Here is an 18016-nt window from a genome sequence, read left to right on the forward strand (position 1 = left end):
GACGGCCGGGCCTCATGCCTGCCCGGCTGCGGCCTCCACCTGCTCGGGCGCGCCCTTCGGGGCCTGCGCCGCCGGCTGCCGGCGCGGAATGAAGGAGGCGACCAGGAAGGCGAGCAGGGCGGCTCCGGCACCGATCGCCATGACGACCTTGAAGCCGTTCTCCGAGGGCAGGGCGTGACCGCCGAAGTCGGTGGTCAGCTGGGCCAGGATGACGCCGGCCAGGGCGCTGGCGAACGACGTACCCAGGGACCGCATCAGCGTGTTGAGGCTGTTGGCCGCACCGGTCTGGGACGGGTCGACCGCGCCCATGATCAGGGCGGGCAGCGCGCCGTAGGTGAAGCCGATACCGGCGCCGATGATGCAGGAGACCAGGACGAGGTGCCAGACCTCGGACATCAGGAGGATGTTCAGGCCGTAGCCGGCGGACACGATCAATGCGCCGATCATCAGCGTGACCTTCGGGCCCTTGGCCTGGGTGAGTTTCGCGGACGCGGCGGACATGACCATCATGACCAGGCCCTGCGGGGCGAGCACCAGACCGACCGTCAGCATCGACTTGCCCAGCCCGTAGCCGGTCTGGGTCGGCAGCTGCAGCAGCTGCGGAAGCACCAGGGACATCGCGAACATCGAGAACCCGAGGGCGACCGAAGCCAGGTTGGTGAACAGCACCTGCGGCTTGGCGGTCGTACGCAGATCGACGAGCGGCTGCTTGGCCTTGAGCTCCCACCAGCCCCAGGCCGGCAGGATCACGACGGCGGCGGTGCCCAGGCCGAGGGTCGTGCCACTGGTCCAGCCCCAGTCAGCGCCCTTGGACACGGCCAGCAGCAGGGAGACCAGACCGGCGGACAGACCGAGCGAGCCGACCAGGTCGAAGCGGCCACCGGTGCGCACCTTGGACTCGGGCACGATCAGCAGCACCAGCAGGAAGGCGACGGCACCCAGGGCGCCCGAGGTCCAGAACAGGATGTGCCAGTCCCACTTGTCGGCGATGAACGCGGCCGCCGGCAGACCCAACGCTCCGCCCACACCCAGAGAGGCACTCATCAGCGCGGTGGAACCCGCCAGCCGCTCGGCGGGCAGTGCGTCCCGCATGATGCTGATGCCCAGCGGCACCACGGCGGCGGCGAGGCCCTGCAGCGTACGACCGACGATCATCGGGACGAGCGAGTCGGCCAGTGCGCAGACCACCGAACCGGAGACCAGCAGCACGATGCTGACCAGCAGCATCCGCCGCTTGCCGACCATGTCGCCGAGGCGGCCCACGACCGGGGTGGCCACCGCGGCCGCCAGGAGGGTGGCGGTGACGGCCCAGGCGGTGTTGGAGGCCGAGGCGTGCAGCAGGGTCGGCAGCTCCGGGACGATCGGGATGACCAGGGTCTGCATCAGCGAGACGACGATTCCGGCCAGGGCCAGCACCGCCACCACGGCGTTCGGCCTGTGCGGGGCGTATGCCCCCGCGGCGGCGGGTCGGGCGAGCGCTTCGGACATGGCGGGGCCTCCAGCAAGGGCTTATTGCTTGACTTACGCAAGCATAAGAGGGATTGATTGAGTTAAGCAAGTGAACGACTCCGGAGGGCCGGCCCATGTGACGAGGCCCACGCGGGGAGGGCGGTTCAGCGGGCCGCGGTCTCCTCCCGCTGCTGCGCTTCGAGCGGCAGCTCGGTGACCACCTCGAAACCGCCCCGGGCCCGCGGCCCCGCATGGCAGCGACCGCTGACCGAACGTGCCCGTTCCCGCATGCCCATGACGCCGTAACCGCCGCCCGGGGGAGCAGACGACACCGGCACTGGGCGCCCGCGTTGGCGACCGTCACCGCCAGCCGGGCCCGGGAGTGGACGAGCCCCGGGACCCGGCGCCGAGTCTCCTCCTCCCGGGTCTGCTCGGCATGCTCGGCACGCTCCTGTGAGGAGACGGCCGAGTGTGGAGGTGACCGCGGCGCTCGCCAGGGTCACGATCACGGTGGTGCGGGGCCGGGTGTGCCGCCACGGGTAATGGCCAGCCGCGCCCCTGAAGGGGCGCGGGGAACTGCGCGATCAACCACGACGGCGCCGCAGCCAAAGAACGATCCGTCGCGCCCCCGCGGAGCGACTACGCCTCGAAGGTGACAACGACCTTCTCCGCCGCCCCCGGCGTCATCGCCAGCTCAAAGGCCCGCTCCGCCTCAAGAAACGGCACACGATGGCTGATCAGCTTCGCAAACCGCTCATGGTGCTCCACGATCTCCGGCGTCACCTCGAAGATCTCCGTCGGATACCCCTGCGAGGCGACCAGCGTCAGCTCACTGCGCAGCATCCCGCCGAGATCGATGTCCGCACCCTTCTTCTGCACGGCGACCATCACCAGCTTGGCGCCCCACTTGGCGGCATCCACCGTGGCGTTGAAAACGGCCGCGACCCCGGCGGCATCGATGTAGATGTCTGTGCCTGTGCGGGGCTGCCCGAGCGCGTTCGCGGCAGCGCCGTGCAGCTCGGTCAGCCGGGCGGTGACGTCCTCGGTGGCGGAGTTGATGACGGCGTCCGCACCGACCGCGAGCGCCGTCTCCAGCCGCTCGGGGATGACGTCGGCGACGACCACGTGCTCCACGCCCCGCAGCTTCAGCCAGATTGTGGCGCCCAGCCCGATGGGGCCTGCGCCGAAGACGACGACCTTGTCGGCAGGCTTGGCCTCGGAGCGGTTGACGCAGTGCCGGGCGACCGCCATCGGCTCGTTCAGCGAGGCGACGTCGAAGGGCACGGTGTCGGGGAAGACGGCGACCGTCCTGCCGATCTCGGCGTTCTCCAGCAGCAGGTACTCGCTCATCGCGCCGTGCTCGCCGCCGCAGCCGATGATCCCGGAGGGCACGCCCTGCGGATTGACCACCACACGGTCGCCGACCTTCAGCTCGGTGACCTCGGCGCCCACTTCGACGATCTCGCCGGCCGGTTCGTGGCCCAGCGGGATGGAGCGCATCGACCCGTCGGCACCGGCGGGCATGCCGCCGAGATGCAGGAAGAAGGTGTCGGTGCCGCAGATGCCGCAGGCGCGGATCCTGACCAGCACGTCCTTCGGCCCCGGCGCGGGACGCTCGACGTCGACCAGGTCGATGTGGTTCTGGGCGCCGGTCCTGACGGACTTCATGGTGGTCATCGGCAGACTCGCTTTCCGGGGGCGGGGTGAGGTGAGTGAGGGGTGTCGGTGGGCGGAGCCGTGAGGTGTCACCGGGCCCGGCGCCGGCCGGGGGAGTGTGCCGACGGCCGGACCCGATGACTGCGCCGTTCCCCGTCCCCACGGAGCCGGCGCGCTGGGGCCGCATCCGCTCGGTGCGGCCCCGGTCTGTGTCCCACTGGCGTGCTTGACTCAGGCAAGCATTGTCACATTACTTAAGTCAAGCAACCACCTTCATATTGCTTAAGTCAGGCAATTAGATTTACCCTCGGCGCATGCCAGTGCAGCGATCCGCCTCAGCGTCGGTCCCGGCGAACGTGAACGACATCGAGCGGGCGCTCACGTGCGTCACCTACCTGGCCGGCCGGGCGCGGCAGCACGAGCGCCTGATGGCCATGGCGGGACTGACGCTCGACCGGGCCGCCGTCGCCATCTTGCGGCACATCGCCGAGAGCGAGCCGATGCGCCCCGGAGTGCTGGCGGTGCGGCTGTCCGTGGAGGCCTCGCATGTCACCCGGCAGCTGCGGCAGTTGGAGCAGGGCGGCCATGTGGTGCGGATCGCCGACCCGGACGACCGGCGGGCCCAGCGGGTCCAGATCACCGACCTCGGCCTGGCGACGGTCGACCGCATCCGCGAGGTGAACCGCCGCGGGCTGCAGATGGCCCTGGCCGACTGGTCGGGGGAGGACCTGGAGCAGCTTGCCGCGCTCTTTCGCCGGTTGGTGCACGACTTCGTCGCCCACGCCGAGGATCCGCTGCCGGGGCCTGCGGCCGTCTGACCGGCTCTGACGTACCCCTGGGCCTCCCGCTTCTCTCGCGGCAGGAGGTGTCGAAGCATGCCCGCAATGTGGCGGACAAAATTGTTGACAATCTTGTCTGGCTAGATTTAGGTTCGACAGGCGCTCACTCAGGGAGGGCAGCGATGCCGAAAGAAGCCCGTCCGAGCACCGGAGAGCAGGCCAAACAGCATGCGCTCGCGCAGCTGCGGCAGGCGATCCTGCATGGCGAGATGGCACCGGCTCAGCGGCTGGTGGAGAACGAACTCGCCGAGCAGTTCGGTGTGACACGGGCGAGCATCCGCGCGGCACTCATCGATCTGGAGGCCCAGGGCCTCGTCGAGCGGATCCGCAACCGCGGCTCGCGGGTGCGGGTGGTGACCGTGGAGGAAGCGGTCGCCATCACCGAGTGCCGGATGGTCCTGGAAGGGCTGTGCGCGGCGAAGACCGCCGTCGCCGCCAGTGACGAGCAGCTCGCCGAGCTGACGGAGCTGGGCACGGCGATGACCAAGGCCGTGGCCGACGGTGAGCCGGTGACCTACTCCGAGCTCAACCAGGAGCTGCACGCCAAGGTGCGCGAGTTCTCCGGCCAACAGACGGCCGTGGACCTGCTGGAGCGGCTCAACGCCCAACTGGTGCGACACCGCTTCCAGTTGGCGCTGCGGCCGGGGCGTCCGCAGCACTCCCTGAACGAGCACCTGGCGATGATCGAGGCGATCGGAGCCAGGGACCCGCAGGCGGCCGAGACGGCCGTCCGCGCCCACCTCACCAGCGTGATCGAGGCGCTGCGCGACTGACAGCCGCGCGGCCGAGAGCCGCTGACAGGGCGGGCGCCCACCTGTCACCAAGGCGAGCGAGCCTAAGGGGTGTGCCGGTGTCGAGGCTGCGAGCGCGCGGAGGCCCGAAGGGCTGAGCACGGTCGCAGCCTCGACACCGGCTGGAGCACCCCGGAGGTGAGCCGCCCAGAACATTGGGAGATGCCAGCATGACCCAGGCCAACGCGCCCGCCTCCCCACGGTCCACCCTCGTCGTCACGGCGCATGCCGGGGACTTCGTGTGGCGGGCGGGCGGCGCCATCGCCCTGGCCGCCGTCCGCGGGGAGAAGGTCACCATCGCCTGTCTGACCTTCGGCGAGCGCGGCGAGTCCGCCAAGGCATGGCGCGAGGGCGGGAAGCTCGACGAGATCAAGGCGATACGGCGGGACGAGGCCGAGCGCGCCGCCACCACTCTCGGCGCCGAGGTCCGCTTCTTCGACGCCGGTGACTACCCGCTCATCCCCACCGCCGAGCTGACCGACCAGCTCGTCGCCGTCTACCGCGAGACCCAGCCGGACGTGGTGCTCACCCACCCGGTCGAGGACCCCTACAACGGCGACCACCCCGCGGCCAACCGCATGGCGCTTCAGGCCCGCATCCTCGCCCAGGCCATCGGCTACCCGGGCGAGGGCGACATCATCGGTGCCCCGCCCGTCTTCTACTTCGAGCCGCACCAGCCCGAGATGAGCGGCTTCAGGCCCGAGGTCCTCCTCGACATCACCGAGGTGTGGGACACCAAGCGCAAGGCCATGGAGTGCCTGGCCGCCCAGCAGCACCTGTGGGCGTACTACACGGACCTCGCCGTCCGCCGCGGCGTCCAGCTCAAACGGAACGCCGGCCCGAACCTGGGCCTCGCGCACAACACCATGGCCGAGGCGTACATGCGGCCGTTCCCGCAGATCGCGAAGGAGCTGGCATGAGCGGCGTGATCGTCACCAACCCGCCGAAGGCCGACGCGAAGGATGTCGAGGCACTGGCCGGCTTCGGTGTGGCGACCGTCAGCGAGGCGATGGGCCGAACCGGCCTGCTGGGCCCGGACATCCGACCCGTCCAGCAGGGTGTACGAGTCGCGGGTACGGCCGTCACCGTGATCGGCTGGCCCGGCGACAACCTCATGATCCATGCCGCCGTCGAGCAGTGCGGCCAGGGCGACATCCTGGTCGTCACCACCACCTCGCCCTGCACGGACGGTTTGTTCGGCGAGCTGTTCGCGACCGCCCTGAAGCAGCGCGGCGTGCGGGGTGTCGTCCTCAGTACGGGGATCCGCGACACCCAGGAGCTGCGGGACATGGGCTTCGCCGCCTGGTCCCGGGCCGTGTCCTCGCAGGGCACCGTCAAGGCCACCGGCGGCAGCGTCAATGTGCCGATCGCCATCGACGGCCAGGTGATCCGCCCCGGCGACGTGATCCTCGCCGACGACGACGGCGTCGTGGTCGTACCCCGTGAACGCGCCCGCGAGACGGCGGAGAAGGCGGAGGCCCGCGAGGCCAAGGAGGCGGCCACCCGCGCCGCCTTCCTCGACGGCCAACTCGGCCTGGACCGCTACGGGTTGAGGGACACCCTCAAACGCCTCGGTGTCGAGTACCGGACGTACGAGGAGTACGCGGGGGAGCGGCCGTGACCGGTCGGCCCGAGGAGGTCCGCTGTCTGCTGATGCGGGGCGGCACCTCCAAGGGCGCCTACTTCCTCGCCGACGACCTCCCCGCCGAACCGGCCCTGCGTGACGCGCTGTTGCTGCGCATCATGGGCAGCCCCGACGAGCGGCAGATCGACGGGCTCGGCGGGGCCCACCCGCTCACCAGCAAGGTGGCCGTGGTGTCCGTCTCGGCCGATCCGCGCGCCGACATCGACTACCTCTTCCTCCAAGTCGCCGTCGACCGAGCAGAAGTGAGTGACCGTCAGAACTGCGGGAACATTCTCGCCGGCATCGGGCCGTTCGCCGTCGAACGCGGTCTGGTGACGGCGGGCGAGGAGGAGACCTCCGTCCGCATCCGCATGGTCAACACCGGCGACTTCGCCACGGCGACCTTCCCGACCCCCGGCGGTCGCGTCGACTACACGGGAGACGCCGAGATCTCGGGCGTGCCGGGGACGGCCGCACCCGTGGTCATCGAATTCCCGGCCGGGGCAGGGAAGTTGCTGCCCACCGGCAAGGTCCGGGACGACCTCGACGGCACACCCGTGACGTGCGTGGACAACGGCATGCCGACGGTGCTCATCGCCGCCTCGTCCCTCAAGGTCACCGGCTACGAGTCGCCCAAGGACCTGGAGAAGGACCTAGCGCTCGCCGACCGGCTGCGTGAAATCCGCCTGGAAGCAGGCCGGCTGATGGGCCTCGGCGACGTCTCCGACACCACCGTGCCCAAGCTCACCCTGCTCGCACCGCCCCGCGGCGATGGCGCGATCTCCACCCGCACCTTCATCCCGGTGCGCTGCCATACGTCGATCGGTGTGCTCGGCGCGGCCAGTGTGGCCGCCGGCCTGCGGATCGAGGGCGCAGTGGCCGCGGAACTCGCACGGCTCGATGCCGGCAGCGACCGTATCCGTATCGAACACCCCACCGGATTCCTGGACATCGAAAGCAGCCTGGCCACCACTCCCGACGGCCTGCCCGCCGCCCGCCGGACAGCCGTGGTCCGTACGGCCCGCAAGATCTTCGACGGCACCGTCTTCCCGCGGCCCGCCGAGACGGCACCCATCCCCCCGCACCCCCGAGGAGGTCACCGATGACCCCGCCGCTCGGCGACATCGCCCATATCGGCCACGCCCAGCTCTTCACCCCCGACCTGGACGCCAGCGTCGCCTTCTTCACCGACTACCTTGGCCTCACCGTCAACGGGCAGGATGCCGACACGGTCTATCTGCGGACCTTCGACGACTACGAGCACCACAGCCTCGTCCTCACCGCCCGCGAACAGCCCGGCCTCGGCCGGCTCGCCCTGCGCACCTCCAGCGAGGAGGCGCTGCACCGCCGTATCAAGGCGATCGAGGAGGCGGGCGGCTCCGGCAAGTGGGTCGAGGACGAACCCGGCCTCGGCAAGCTGTACCTGACGACCGACCCCGACGGGCACGAGCACGCCCTCTACTGGGAGAGCGAGCACTACCGGGCGCCCGAGGAGCTCAGGCCCGCGCTGAAGAACCAGCCGCAGGCCAAGCCCAACCGGGGTGTCGGTGTGCGGCGACTGGACCACATCAACTTCCTCGCGGCCGACGTGCTCGCGAGCGCCGAGTTCCAGGAACACGTACTGGGGGCGCGGCCGACCGAGCAGATCCGGCTCGACTCCGGCCGGATCGCGGCGCGCTGGCTGACGTACACGAACAAGTCGTACGACGTCGTCTACACCGAGGACTGGACCGGTTCGACCGGGCGGCTGCACCACATCGCCTTTGCGACCGACACCCGCGAGGACATCCTGCGCGCCGCCGATCTCGCCATCGACACGGGCGTGTTCATCGAGACGGGCCCGCACAAGCACGCCATCCAGCAGACGTTCTTCCTCTACGTCTACGAGCCGGGCGGCAACCGCATCGAGCTGTGCAACCCGCTCACCCGCCTCGTGCTCGCGCCCGACTGGCCGCTGATCACCTGGACCGAGGAGGAGCGGAAGAAGGGGCAGGCCTGGGGCCTGAAGACCATCGAGTCGTTCCACACGCACGGGACGCCGCCGGTGGCCTGACGGCCCTGTCGCCCCGGCGCAATTCCTCACTGGCGTCTTCCTCAACAGCGCCCAGACGATGATCTATGCGACGGTCTCGATCCGTTCCACCCCGGACAACCGCGCCACCGCCGTCGGCTGGACCTCCGGCATGGGCCGCTTGGGCGCCGTCTTCGGGCCGTGGCTGGGCGGCCAGCTGCTCGCCGCGGGCAACGGCGACTTCGGCTTCACCGCCGTCGCGCTGGCCGGCCTGTCGTCCATGGTCTTCATCGGCATCGCGGCACTGCGCAGCCCGAAGCCCGGCACCCCGAGCAGCACCGGCCAGGAGCTGGTCACCGCCCACTGACCAGCGGCCGTACCCCCGTGACGGGGCAGGAGGACGGACGCCGGCCCCCGCAGCGGATGCGGGGGCCGGCGTCTGGCGTCAGGCTCGGAGTATGAGCGAGCGGTGGGATGTCCGCCGTGCGGGGCCGGAGCAGGCACCGCACCGGGTGCTGATGATTCCGGGCGGGCTGTGCTCGACCGAGTTCTACGCCGATGTGATGGCCGAACCGGCGCTGGCGGAACTGGGGCTGGTCGCGGCCACGATGCCCGGATTCGGCGGGACCACGGCGCCCGAGGACGTGAGCATGGAGCACTACGCCCGGCTGATGGCGGACCTCGCCGCCGAATCGGGCTGCGACGTGGCCGTCGGGCACAGCCTCGGAGCGAACGTCGTGATCGAGATGGCGGCGGCCGGCCTGTTCCACGGACCGCTGGTGCTGCTGTCGCCCACCTTCTCGCGCGGCGACGAGGCGAAGTTCCTGGGGGTGATGAACACCCTCGGGCGGGTGCCCGGGCTCGGCATCGCGGCCTGGACCGGCATGCTGAAGATGCTGCCCAAGGCCATGAAACGCGAAATGCCCGCACACCGCGCCGAGGCGCTGGCGGCGGACATGGCCGACAACGACCCGGCCACCTGCCGCCGCATCGTGCGGCGCTACTACGAATACCTGGACCGGTATCCGGCACTGGTCCCACGGCTGTGCGAGGCCGCCGTCCCGGCCTGGGTGGTGCGCGGCGACCACGACGAGATCGGCCTGACCGACGTCGAGCGGCGGGGCCTTACGGCCTGCCCGCAGGTCCGGATGGTCACCGTGCCCGACGCCGGGCACGCCGTACTGGTCGAGCAGCCCGCACGGGTCGCCGACGTGATCGTGGAGGCGGCCGCCGCGACGCGCTGAAGCTCAGGCTGGGGGAAATCCCCAGGTGAACACGGAGGTCAACCGCGTTCCGGGCGTCGCGGCGCGCGCCTGGCTTCGACGGCACGAGTACAGCCGCCACCAGGGAGCAGCCGTGATCGAAGCGCGCGGTCTCAGCAAACGCCACGGGTCCACCCTCGCCGTCGACGACCTCGGCTTCGATGTCCGGCCGGGCGCCGTCACCGGCTTCCTCGGCCCCAACGGGTCCGGGAAATCCACCACCATGCGCGGCCCTGCTGCGCCGACTGGAGCGGGACCTGCACGACGGCTGCGGCCTCTCAGGACATGAACCGTCGGGTGCTGGCGGTGCTGCGTTACCTGGGGGCGTGAGCGGCTGACGCCTGGAGAGGGCTGCTGACCAGCAGAAACGACGAGCCGCTCCTAGACTTGCAGCGGGGGTGCGTCCTCCAGTGGTATGTCCTGGCATCCCCTGGTGCGTCCGACGCGGGAAGGCGGTGGTGGCGCTCCATGCAGTACGTCGCGGTGAGTGCGGTGAGCCATCCCGGGCTGCTGCGCGAGCGGAACGAGGACAGCCTCGTCGTCGGGCCGTGGACCCTGTGCGCCACCGTGACCGAGAGCCCGCAGACCCTGGTCTTCCCGCTCGGGACGCCCCTGGTCGTCGCGGTCGCCGACGGTCTCGGCGGGCATCCCGGCGGTGACGTGGCCAGCGCCCTGGTCGCCCGCCGGATTGCGTCGATCGGCCCTGCCCTGGACGACGAGGAAACCGTGCGGGCCGTGCTGAACGCCTGCAACCGTGCCGTGTACCAGGCCGCGGCAGAGGGCAGCGAGCTCACCGCCATGGGAACGACGGTGGCCGGTATCGTCGTACGGCCCGGCTCGCTGCTGATCTTCAACGTCGGCGACAGCCGGGTCCTCGCCGCCTCCCGCGACGGCCTGCGCCAGGTGAGCGTGGACGACAGCCCACCGCTCGCCCCCGGGCAGCGCACCACGTCCCTGGTCACCCAGTGCCTGGGCGGCAGCCCGGGCTACCGGGCCATCAGCCCCCATGTGACGTCGGCGCCCCTCTCACCCGGCGACCGCTACCTCGTCTGCACGGACGGCCTGACCGACCCGCTGACGCCGAACGTCATCGAGGAGCTGCTGAGGGACCACAACGACGGCCGGGCGGCCTTCGAGCTGTGGAAGGCCGCGATTGCTGCGGGCGGGCCCGACAACATCACGCTGGCGGTCGTACGGGTTGCGGACGAACGATGATTCCGCTGTAGATCGTGATTTCACGGCTGGTGCCGCGCTTGTCACCAGGCAGTGGCTGGCCTTGATCAGGCCTGATGGCGGCGTCGCCAGGCAGGCCAGCCGACCGCTGTACGGCCAGACGAATACTTCCGACTGCGGGAGCCGCACCTGGCGGCCGACAGGCGGGGCGTGCTGATCCTGGCGGCCGGCGCCCGCATCGCGACCGGCCTCGACCGTTTCCTCGCCGCCCACGGCATCAGCCTGCTGCAGCCCTCCTGCCGCTAGGGTCCTCAAATGCGTGGTGACGACATATCCGGGCGCAAGAACACGTCCGTGAACGCGCCCGGCGCCCAGGTAGCCCGGCGTCGCAGATGGCTGTGGGTCGGTTCGATCGCCGTGATCGCAGCGGTGGGGGTGGGCTGGTACGCGTGGCCCACGGGCCAGGAGACGAGCGCGGACCCCCACGTGCGCCACCCCGGCAAACTACAGCCGATCTGTGCCTCGCCGGACGGGCGGACGCTGTACGCGGACGTGGACGGCGACGGCGTGGTGGACGAGGTGTACGACAGCAAGGACCGCGACGGGCGCACGGTCGTCACGTTCGAGGGGCCTGGCAACAAGCGGGCCCGGCAGCCCGTGTGGTCGATCGTCACCACGGCGAAAGGGCGCCTGAAGGCCCACGCATCACCCGAGGAGGGCTTCCGGGCCGCGTTCGGAGATCTCGACCACGACGGCCGCGTGGACATGGCGGTCACGTACACCGCACTCCCCGAGAGCGACGATCCGGTCGACTCGGCGAGCATGCACGAAGTGCGCTGGGGGCCGCTGGGCCGTGACCTCAAGGGCAGAAGCCGGGGTTCGATCCGGATGAGCCACGGTTACTACATCGACGGTCTACGCGCGGTGGCGGGCACCCGGCCCAGTGCCGGCGCCAACCCGGGCCCCGCCCGGCTGCTGGTTCACCAGACGACCGGAGACGGCGCATTCGAGACATACCAGGGACAGAAACTCGGTCATGACCTGGTGGTGCCGGATGAGCCGCTGCCTCGGTGGGCACAGGAATTCGCCGAGCAGAAGGACGGGTGGGCCGACCTGGGCCAGTGCCCGACGTCTCCATGAAGCACGGAAACCGGACCATGGACGAGGACCACCGCGGCATGACCGGATTGGCCCGAGCACTGCGATCCGGGCAGCCTCTCGGCGTGATCGACGAAGTTGCGACCGACGCCGACGGACGGGGCGTTGACGACGACCTGCACCAAGTACGCTTCCAGACTCGGGTTTTCGTCTCCCCTGCCGTGTGCGCTGGCTACAGTCCCTGATATGACGCCTCGGGGTACGCATCGCTCAGAGCTCGCGTCGGCGCCGCTGCCGAGGCCGTGGACGGGGCAGCCGCCGATCACCCGGGACATCACACATGACGCGGTGGTCGTGGTGCCGGGAATCATGGGAAGTGCGTTACGAGAAGCCACGGGGGCCCGGCGGCTCTTATGGGGACTGCAGGATCCGAGCTGGCTGCTGTCGGCGTGGCAGGGGCGCAGCGCGGCACTGCGGCCGCTGCAGTTGGACGAGAGCGAGCGATCGGGGCGCTACGGCCGTGTCGAGCCCGCCGGGCTGCTGCGGTTTCCGGCCTGGGCGCCCTTCCTGCATGGCTTGGAACCCTACGACCACCTGCTGAAGACCGTACGGGATGCCGTGGCCGACCCTGCTGCCGTGCTGGCGTTCGCCTACGACTGGCGGCTGTCGGTCGAGGTCAACGGCGCACTGCTGGCCGAGGCTGCTCACCGCCACCTTGTCGCCTGGCGCGACAGCGAGGCCCACCGCAGGGCGCGCCGAATGCACCCCGACGGACGGGAGGCCCGCCTGGTGTTCGTCGCCCACTCCATGGGCGGCCTGGTCACCCGTGCCGCGTTCGCCGATGCCGCGGCCCATGGGAGCGATCTCGACGCCGACACCCGCTGTGTCGTCACCCTCGGGACACCGTTCCTCGGCTCGGTCAAGGCCGCCGTCATCCTGGGCGGCAACCGCTCCGACCCGCTGCCCGCCCTGCCCGGGCGCGGCATGCAGGCCCTGGCCAGGACTCTGCCGGGCGTACACGACCTGCTGCCGGGCTACCGGTGCGTCGACGCGGGCGGGGACGCACTCCGGCTCTCCCCGTCCGACGTCGCCGAACTCGGCGGCGACAAGGAACTGGCCGCGCAGGCTCAGGACTTCCAACGGCGCATGCGCGCCCCCGGCGCACCGGTCCTGCCCGGACACCGTGCGCTCGTCGGAGTTGCTCAGCCCACTGCGCAGAGCCTGCGTCTGGAAGGCGGGGTGGTGTACGAGCAGTACGAGTCCTTCGAGCGCAACGGCGACGGCGAGCTGGCGCGCGACCCGGCCACGGGGCTTCCCCTCCGCCGGGACCGGGCGGGCGACGGCACCGTCTACCGCGACGCCGCCGCTCTCCCCGGAAGGGAGAGCGTGACGTGGCTCCCGTTGCAGCACGGCGCCCTGGCCAAGGACGGCGTGGCCCTCGCCCATATCCGCGCGATCCTCACCGAGCGCGACCAGGACCTCGGCCCCGCCCTCGGCGTCGGCGGCATCGGCCTGGACCTGCCCGACTGCGTGGAGGCGGGCCGGCCCTGGCTCGCGCACCTGAGGCCCGCACCCGGCGAAGAACTGGACAGCCATGCCGGCATCGCCTGTTCGGTCCACGACGCCGAGACCGACCGACGCGTCGGCACCGGGCGCCTGGGCTGGCACGACGGCGGAGTGGCCGCCTCCATCACCTTGCCCGCCCCCGGCCTGTACCGGATACGGGTCACCACCGACGGCACCTCGCCCCTCACCCAACTCGTCCTCGCCCTCGATCCCACAAAACCGATCTGAGACCCGCACACCCCATGGCCCCACAGGACATCCAGGACGACGACCGGTACGTCGGCAGGCTGCTGCAGTTCTTCCCCGTGGACATCGGCCACTACGACAACCACCCCGCGCTGCCCACGGAACCGGAGGTCGAGGCGGTCGCCGCTCTGCTGACTCCGTTCGGCGCCGAGACCGACGCCTGGCACACTTCGCAGGAAGGCCGAGGTCCCGACGTCGTCCACGACCGCCTCGCCGCATGGTCCGCCAACCGCACCAGGTGTGACACCGTCCTGTACTGGATCGGACACGGCGCAAGCGACGGCGCCTTCCACGCCCTGCTCGCCCACGCGAAGAGTCCCCGGCCGCTCGACACGAACGGCATCTCCCATCTGGAGATTCTGCAGCACCTCAAGAAGAGACAGTCGCAGCAGGATCCCGGTTGGGCCGCCGTCGTCGTCGACGCCTGCAAGTCGCGCCGCTTCATCGAGCTGATGAGCAGCCAGGCGATCCTGGACCCGGACGTCAGCGACTTCATCCTCGTCGCCAGTTCGCACGACGGCAGTACGACCCTCGGCTCTTTCCGCGAGATCCTCGACCGTCTGCTCACCGTGACCTTCCGCACGCACGACACCATCGGTCTCCATGCCCTGGCCGAGCAGATCAACTGCGCCATGGGGGACACCGTCGCCTATGCGCGGACGCACAGCCGGGCGGCGCTCAGGCGCACCCACCCGACCGTGGTGGGCCGGATGCAGGCACCGCTCGACACCGAGGCCGAGATCGACAGAGCCCTCGCTGCGCTCACCGCCGACGAGCGTCGTCATTTCGTCGAGAAGGCCGCGGGTGGCGAACTGGGCGAACAGGCCTGGTACTTCGAGGGCAGAGAGACCGAACGCTACGACGTCCTGTCCTGGCTCGACACCACACGGGAAGGTTTGCTCGTGGTCACCGGCCCGGCCGGCTCCGGCAAGTCGGCACTGCTCGGGCACGTCCTGATCCACACCCGCCCTGAGCTGACCGAACCCCTCTCCCGTGCGGGCCATCTCTCCGACCTTCCGCCGGGAACGCCCCGCCCTACTGGCGCGTTCGACCTGGCCGTCCATCTCACGGGTGTCTCACCCCAGGCCCTGCTCGACCGCATCGCCTCTGCGGTGGGCGAGTCGCTGCCTGCCGACAATCCCTTCGACTCCCAGGTGGCCTGGCTCACGGGACGTCTGGCGAACCGGCATCTCAGAAGAGCTCGGGGCGAGGACGCCAAGACGTTCACCCTGCTCGCGGACGCCCTCGACGAGGCCCATCTGCCCCTGGTCATCGCTGAGGAGGTGCTGCGCCCGCTGGCCCGTACACCAGGGGCCCGGGTCGTCGTCGGGACCCGTCGCTCCACCCGGGAGGGCCCGGACCTCCCCGCCCCCGATGACGAGGATCTCCTCGACGCTCTCGGGGTCACGGAGGGCTTCGACCACCCCTGCGACAAAGTGCTCGTGGTGAGGCGCGACCGCGAGGCCACGACCCGTTACATCCGCCGCCGCCTGCAGACGGCCCACGGACGCGGCGCACTTGAGGCCGGCCAGGAAGACATCGAACGCACGGTCCACGCCCTCGGCCGCGTCGACCGCGAGTTCCTCTTCGCCCGCTTGGCCGTCCACGAGATCCTCCACGATCAGGGCCTCGCGCACGACCCTGCGCCGCTCCTCGACAGCGACCACAGGGGACTCTTCGCCCGTGCAGTGCAGCGTCTCACCGCCGTCAACCCGGCCCATCGCCACCTGCTGGAGGCTCTGGCACTCTCACAGGGCCTCGGACTGCCCGACCGGGACGACATCTGGTCCACTACGGCCGCCGCGCTCATGCCCCGTGACGGCGTAGTGCCGATCACCGGTGAGGACATCGTCCGACTCATCGACGGCGGAGCCCCCTACCTCATGGCCGCCACCGAGTCCGATCAGACGGTGTATCGCCTCGCACATCGCGCCTTCGTCGAGCATTTCGCGCGGCCTACGCCGCCGCCGGCCAGCGACGACCGCCACCGGCGCATCGCCGCCCGGCTCGCCGGTCAGGCCGATGCCCGGGTCCCCGACGAAGTGCCGAATCCCTACGTGCGTCACCACCTGGCCAATCACGCTGCTCTCGGCGGCCTCGCGGCCTGGCAGGTTCTGGCCGCCCGCCCCCGTCTGCTGGACCGGCTGGACGCAACGGCCGTGCGCGGCGGTGCCAACCTCACCGGCTTCGGCCGCTTCGCGTTGCCGCCCGCCGTCGCCGGCGTGGTCGCGGCGTACGACCGGCTCGCCGACGCGTCGGCCGGTGACCGGCGTGGCCTGCGTGAGCTGGCCACGGCGCGCTGCACCGACCAGAGCACCCCTCCTCGTCAGACGCCCGACCCGCAGGCAACGTGGTCCCTGGCCTGGGCCCGGCTCCAGCGGCGGCCCCTCCACCTCCCGCTGCAGGGACACCAGGGCGAGGTCGTGGCAGTGACGGCCTTTGCATCGCCGAAAGCGGGGACGCTGCTGGCCTCCGCCGGCGACGACGGCACGTTGTGTCTGTGGGATCCGGCCACGGCCGAGCAGACGACTTCCCCTCTGGACAGCGGCACCGGTCCCTTACGGGCGGTGGCGGCTTTCACCACTCAGGACGGGCGCACGCTGCTTGCCACCGGCACCGACAGCGGCACGGTGCACATCTGGAACCCGGCCACGGCGGACCAGACCGCCGTCTCACCCCTGGTGGGTCACGAGGGCCCCGTGCAGACGGTGACCGTCTTCGCCGGATCCGACGGACGCACGCTCCTCGCCACCGGCGGCGACGACTGCACGGTCCGCATCTGGGATCCCGCCACGGGCCAGGAGACCGCACAGCCGCTGTCCGGGCACATCGGCGCGGTCCAGGCCCTCACGGCGTTCACCACGCCCGACGGACTCATGCTGCTTGCGAGCGGTGGCGACGACGAGACGATCCGCATCTGGGACCCGGCCACCGGCCGCCAGACGATCGCACCTCTCGAAGGCCACGTCGGCGCCGTCCAGACGCTGGTGGCGTTCACCACGCCCGAAGGATACGTACTGCTCGCCAGCGGTGGCGACGACGAGACGATCCGCATCTGGGACCCGGCCACCGGCCGCCAGACGCTGCCACCGCTCGAGGGACACACCGACTGGATCGGCGAGCTGACCGCGTTCCTCGGGCCTGACGGGCGCCCGCTGCTGGCCAGTTGCAGCGACGACGAGACGATCCGGCTCTGGGACCCGTCCACCGGACGAGAGACCGCACCACCTCTCTACGGACATGGTCACGGCAAGTGGATCGGCGCGATCACGGCGTTCACCGGGCCCGACGGACGTACCCTTCTCGCGACAGGCAGCAACGACCGCACCGTCCGCATCTGGGACCCGGTCACGAGTCGACAGGCCTCACCGGCCCTGCGCAGTCACGCTCAAGAGGTGGGCGCGGTGGTGGCGTTCACCGGGTCCGACGGACGCACACTCCTCGTCACCGGAGGGGACGACGACACGGCTCGGATCTGGGACGCGGCCACGGGCCGGGAGATCGGCTCCCCCCTGCGCGGACGCGGGAGCGGCGTCAAGGCGCTCACGTCGTTCACCGGGCCGGACGGGCAAACCCTTCTGGCCGTCTGCAGCGGCGATACATTCGTGGAGATCTGGGACCTGGAGGCCAGGCGGCACGGGGCACTGTCGCTCATGGGCCACACCGGTGCGGTGCGAGCGATCGCGGCATTCCCCGCACCGGGCCGAGGAACGCTCCTGGTGACCGGCGACGACCGCACGGTGCGCCTGTGGGACCCCGTCACCGGACAACAGATCTCGGCACCGCTGTTGGGGCATACCGGCGCCGTGCGCGCCGTCAGCGCCTTCACCGCGTCGGACGGACGCCCCCTACTCGCCAGCGCTGGCAACGACGGGACCGTGCGTATCTGGGATCCCGTCACCGGACGGGAGGAGCAAGCGCCCCTGCAGGGCCATGCAGGTGCAGTACGAACAATGCTGGTTCTCGCATCGGTGGACGAGCGCACGTTGCTCGTCACGGGTGGCGAGGACCGCACCGTGCGCGTCTGGGACCCCGCCAGCGGCAAGGAGACCGTACGGACTCTGGCCGCCCACTCCGACGCCGTCCAGGCGGTCACGGCGTTCACTGCGCCCGACGGACACACCCTCCTGGCCACAGGCAGCAACGACCGCACCGTCCGGATCTGGGACCCGGCAACCTGGACCGAACGCCTCGTCATCTCCGTGGACCTGGCGATCCACGGACTCGCGGCACTCGGCCCGAACCTGGCACTGGCCACCGACCAGGGCGTCGCCGTGATCAGACCCCACCTCTGACGCGCC

General features: G+C 70.7%; 14 protein-coding genes and 2 pseudogenes. 13 read left to right on the top strand and 3 right to left on the bottom strand.

The annotated features are described in order from the left end of the window. Positions 1-12: 12 nt before the first annotated feature. The 3 genes from EDD92_RS40985 to EDD92_RS40995 all read right to left on the bottom strand — a co-directional run bounded on the left by EDD92_RS40985 (position 13) and on the right by EDD92_RS40995 (position 3126). Complete coding sequence (locus tag EDD92_RS40985; RefSeq protein WP_123968969.1) at positions 13-1488, bottom strand: MFS transporter; 1476 nt, start codon at positions 1486-1488, stop codon at positions 13-15. Positions 1489-1613: 125 nt separating this feature from the next. Further along, the gene (locus EDD92_RS40990) at positions 1614-1781 is read right to left on the bottom strand and encodes a hypothetical protein (protein ID WP_185124286.1); all 168 of its coding nucleotides are present in this window, start codon (positions 1779-1781) and stop codon (positions 1614-1616) included. A gap of 307 nt (positions 1782-2088) precedes the next feature. Next, positions 2089-3126, bottom strand: a complete 1038-nt coding sequence (locus EDD92_RS40995) for a zinc-binding dehydrogenase (RefSeq protein ID WP_123968970.1) — start codon at positions 3124-3126, stop codon at positions 2089-2091. Between the two features lie 293 nt (positions 3127-3419). On the opposite strand from EDD92_RS40995, the gene EDD92_RS41000 reads away from it, so the two are divergent. From EDD92_RS41000 to EDD92_RS41060, 13 genes and pseudogenes are all read left to right on the top strand, one after another. Then, positions 3420-3923, top strand: a complete 504-nt coding sequence (locus EDD92_RS41000) for a MarR family winged helix-turn-helix transcriptional regulator (RefSeq protein ID WP_123968971.1) — start codon at positions 3420-3422, stop codon at positions 3921-3923. A gap of 143 nt (positions 3924-4066) precedes the next feature. Continuing rightward, positions 4067-4717, top strand: coding sequence for a GntR family transcriptional regulator (locus EDD92_RS41005; RefSeq protein WP_123968972.1), 651 nt, complete (start codon positions 4067-4069; stop codon positions 4715-4717). Between the two features lie 188 nt (positions 4718-4905). After that, the gene (locus EDD92_RS41010) at positions 4906-5655 is read left to right on the top strand and encodes a PIG-L deacetylase family protein (protein WP_123968973.1); all 750 of its coding nucleotides are present in this window, start codon (positions 4906-4908) and stop codon (positions 5653-5655) included. Beyond that, positions 5652-6356, top strand: coding sequence for a 4-carboxy-4-hydroxy-2-oxoadipate aldolase/oxaloacetate decarboxylase (locus EDD92_RS41015; protein WP_123968974.1), 705 nt, complete (start codon positions 5652-5654; stop codon positions 6354-6356). The genes EDD92_RS41010 and EDD92_RS41015 overlap by 4 nt, the downstream gene beginning before the upstream one ends. Beyond that, complete coding sequence (locus EDD92_RS41020; protein WP_185124287.1) at positions 6353-7465, top strand: 4-oxalomesaconate tautomerase; 1113 nt, start codon at positions 6353-6355, stop codon at positions 7463-7465. Before EDD92_RS41015 ends, EDD92_RS41020 begins: the two co-directional genes overlap by 4 nt. Continuing rightward, positions 7462-8412 carry a catechol 2,3-dioxygenase gene (locus EDD92_RS41025; RefSeq protein WP_123968975.1) on the top strand — a complete coding sequence of 317 codons (951 nt, stop codon included), beginning with the start codon at positions 7462-7464 and terminating at the stop codon, positions 8410-8412. The genes EDD92_RS41020 and EDD92_RS41025 overlap by 4 nt, the downstream gene beginning before the upstream one ends. 22 nt (positions 8413-8434) lie before the next feature. Continuing rightward, positions 8435-8737 (top strand): annotated as a pseudogene (locus EDD92_RS41030) (MFS transporter); the annotation flags it as partial. 91 nt (positions 8738-8828) lie between these two features. Next, positions 8829-9614: an alpha/beta fold hydrolase gene (locus EDD92_RS41035; RefSeq protein WP_123968976.1), complete on the top strand. Its 786-nt coding sequence runs from the start codon at positions 8829-8831 to the stop codon at positions 9612-9614. A gap of 112 nt (positions 9615-9726) precedes the next feature. Further along, positions 9727-9861 (top strand): annotated as a pseudogene (locus EDD92_RS41040) (ATP-binding cassette domain-containing protein); the annotation flags it as partial. A gap of 239 nt (positions 9862-10100) precedes the next feature. Then, positions 10101-10847 carry a PP2C family serine/threonine-protein phosphatase gene (locus tag EDD92_RS41045; RefSeq protein ID WP_123968977.1) on the top strand — a complete coding sequence of 249 codons (747 nt, stop codon included), beginning with the start codon at positions 10101-10103 and terminating at the stop codon, positions 10845-10847. 273 nt (positions 10848-11120) lie between these two features. After that, positions 11121-11945 carry a VCBS repeat-containing protein gene (locus EDD92_RS41050; protein WP_123968978.1) on the top strand — a complete coding sequence of 275 codons (825 nt, stop codon included), beginning with the start codon at positions 11121-11123 and terminating at the stop codon, positions 11943-11945. Between the two features lie 327 nt (positions 11946-12272). Continuing rightward, positions 12273-13697 carry a lipase/acyltransferase domain-containing protein gene (locus EDD92_RS41055; RefSeq protein ID WP_123968979.1) on the top strand — a complete coding sequence of 475 codons (1425 nt, stop codon included), beginning with the start codon at positions 12273-12275 and terminating at the stop codon, positions 13695-13697. A gap of 14 nt (positions 13698-13711) precedes the next feature. Then, positions 13712-18010 (top strand): hypothetical protein, encoded by a 4299-nt coding sequence (locus EDD92_RS41060; protein WP_123968980.1) that lies wholly within the window; start codon positions 13712-13714, stop codon positions 18008-18010. The last annotated feature ends 6 nt before the right edge of the window (positions 18011-18016 follow it).

The organism is Streptomyces sp. TLI_185, from assembly GCF_003814765.1.
Lineage (GTDB): Bacteria > Actinomycetota > Actinomycetes > Streptomycetales > Streptomycetaceae > Streptomyces.

Bases quoted from the DNA above. Each gene is read 5' to 3' on its own strand.
- EDD92_RS40985 (WP_123968969.1), bottom strand. From the start codon at position 1,488: ATGTCCGAAGCGCTCGCCCGACCCGCCGCCGCGGGGGCATACGCCCCG.
- EDD92_RS40995 (WP_123968970.1), bottom strand. From the start codon at position 3,126: ATGACCACCATGAAGTCCGTCAGGACCGGCGCCCAGAACCACATCGAC.
- EDD92_RS41000 (WP_123968971.1), top strand. From the start codon at position 3,420: ATGCCAGTGCAGCGATCCGCCTCAGCGTCGGTCCCGGCGAACGTGAAC.
- EDD92_RS41005 (WP_123968972.1), top strand. From the start codon at position 4,067: ATGCCGAAAGAAGCCCGTCCGAGCACCGGAGAGCAGGCCAAACAGCAT.
- EDD92_RS41010 (WP_123968973.1), top strand. From the start codon at position 4,906: ATGACCCAGGCCAACGCGCCCGCCTCCCCACGGTCCACCCTCGTCGTC.
- EDD92_RS41015 (WP_123968974.1), top strand. From the start codon at position 5,652: ATGAGCGGCGTGATCGTCACCAACCCGCCGAAGGCCGACGCGAAGGAT.
- EDD92_RS41025 (WP_123968975.1), top strand. From the start codon at position 7,462: ATGACCCCGCCGCTCGGCGACATCGCCCATATCGGCCACGCCCAGCTC.
- EDD92_RS41035 (WP_123968976.1), top strand. From the start codon at position 8,829: ATGAGCGAGCGGTGGGATGTCCGCCGTGCGGGGCCGGAGCAGGCACCG.
- EDD92_RS41045 (WP_123968977.1), top strand. From the start codon at position 10,101: ATGCAGTACGTCGCGGTGAGTGCGGTGAGCCATCCCGGGCTGCTGCGC.
- EDD92_RS41050 (WP_123968978.1), top strand. From the start codon at position 11,121: ATGCGTGGTGACGACATATCCGGGCGCAAGAACACGTCCGTGAACGCG.
- EDD92_RS41055 (WP_123968979.1), top strand. From the start codon at position 12,273: ATGGGAAGTGCGTTACGAGAAGCCACGGGGGCCCGGCGGCTCTTATGG.
- EDD92_RS41060 (WP_123968980.1), top strand. From the start codon at position 13,712: ATGGCCCCACAGGACATCCAGGACGACGACCGGTACGTCGGCAGGCTG.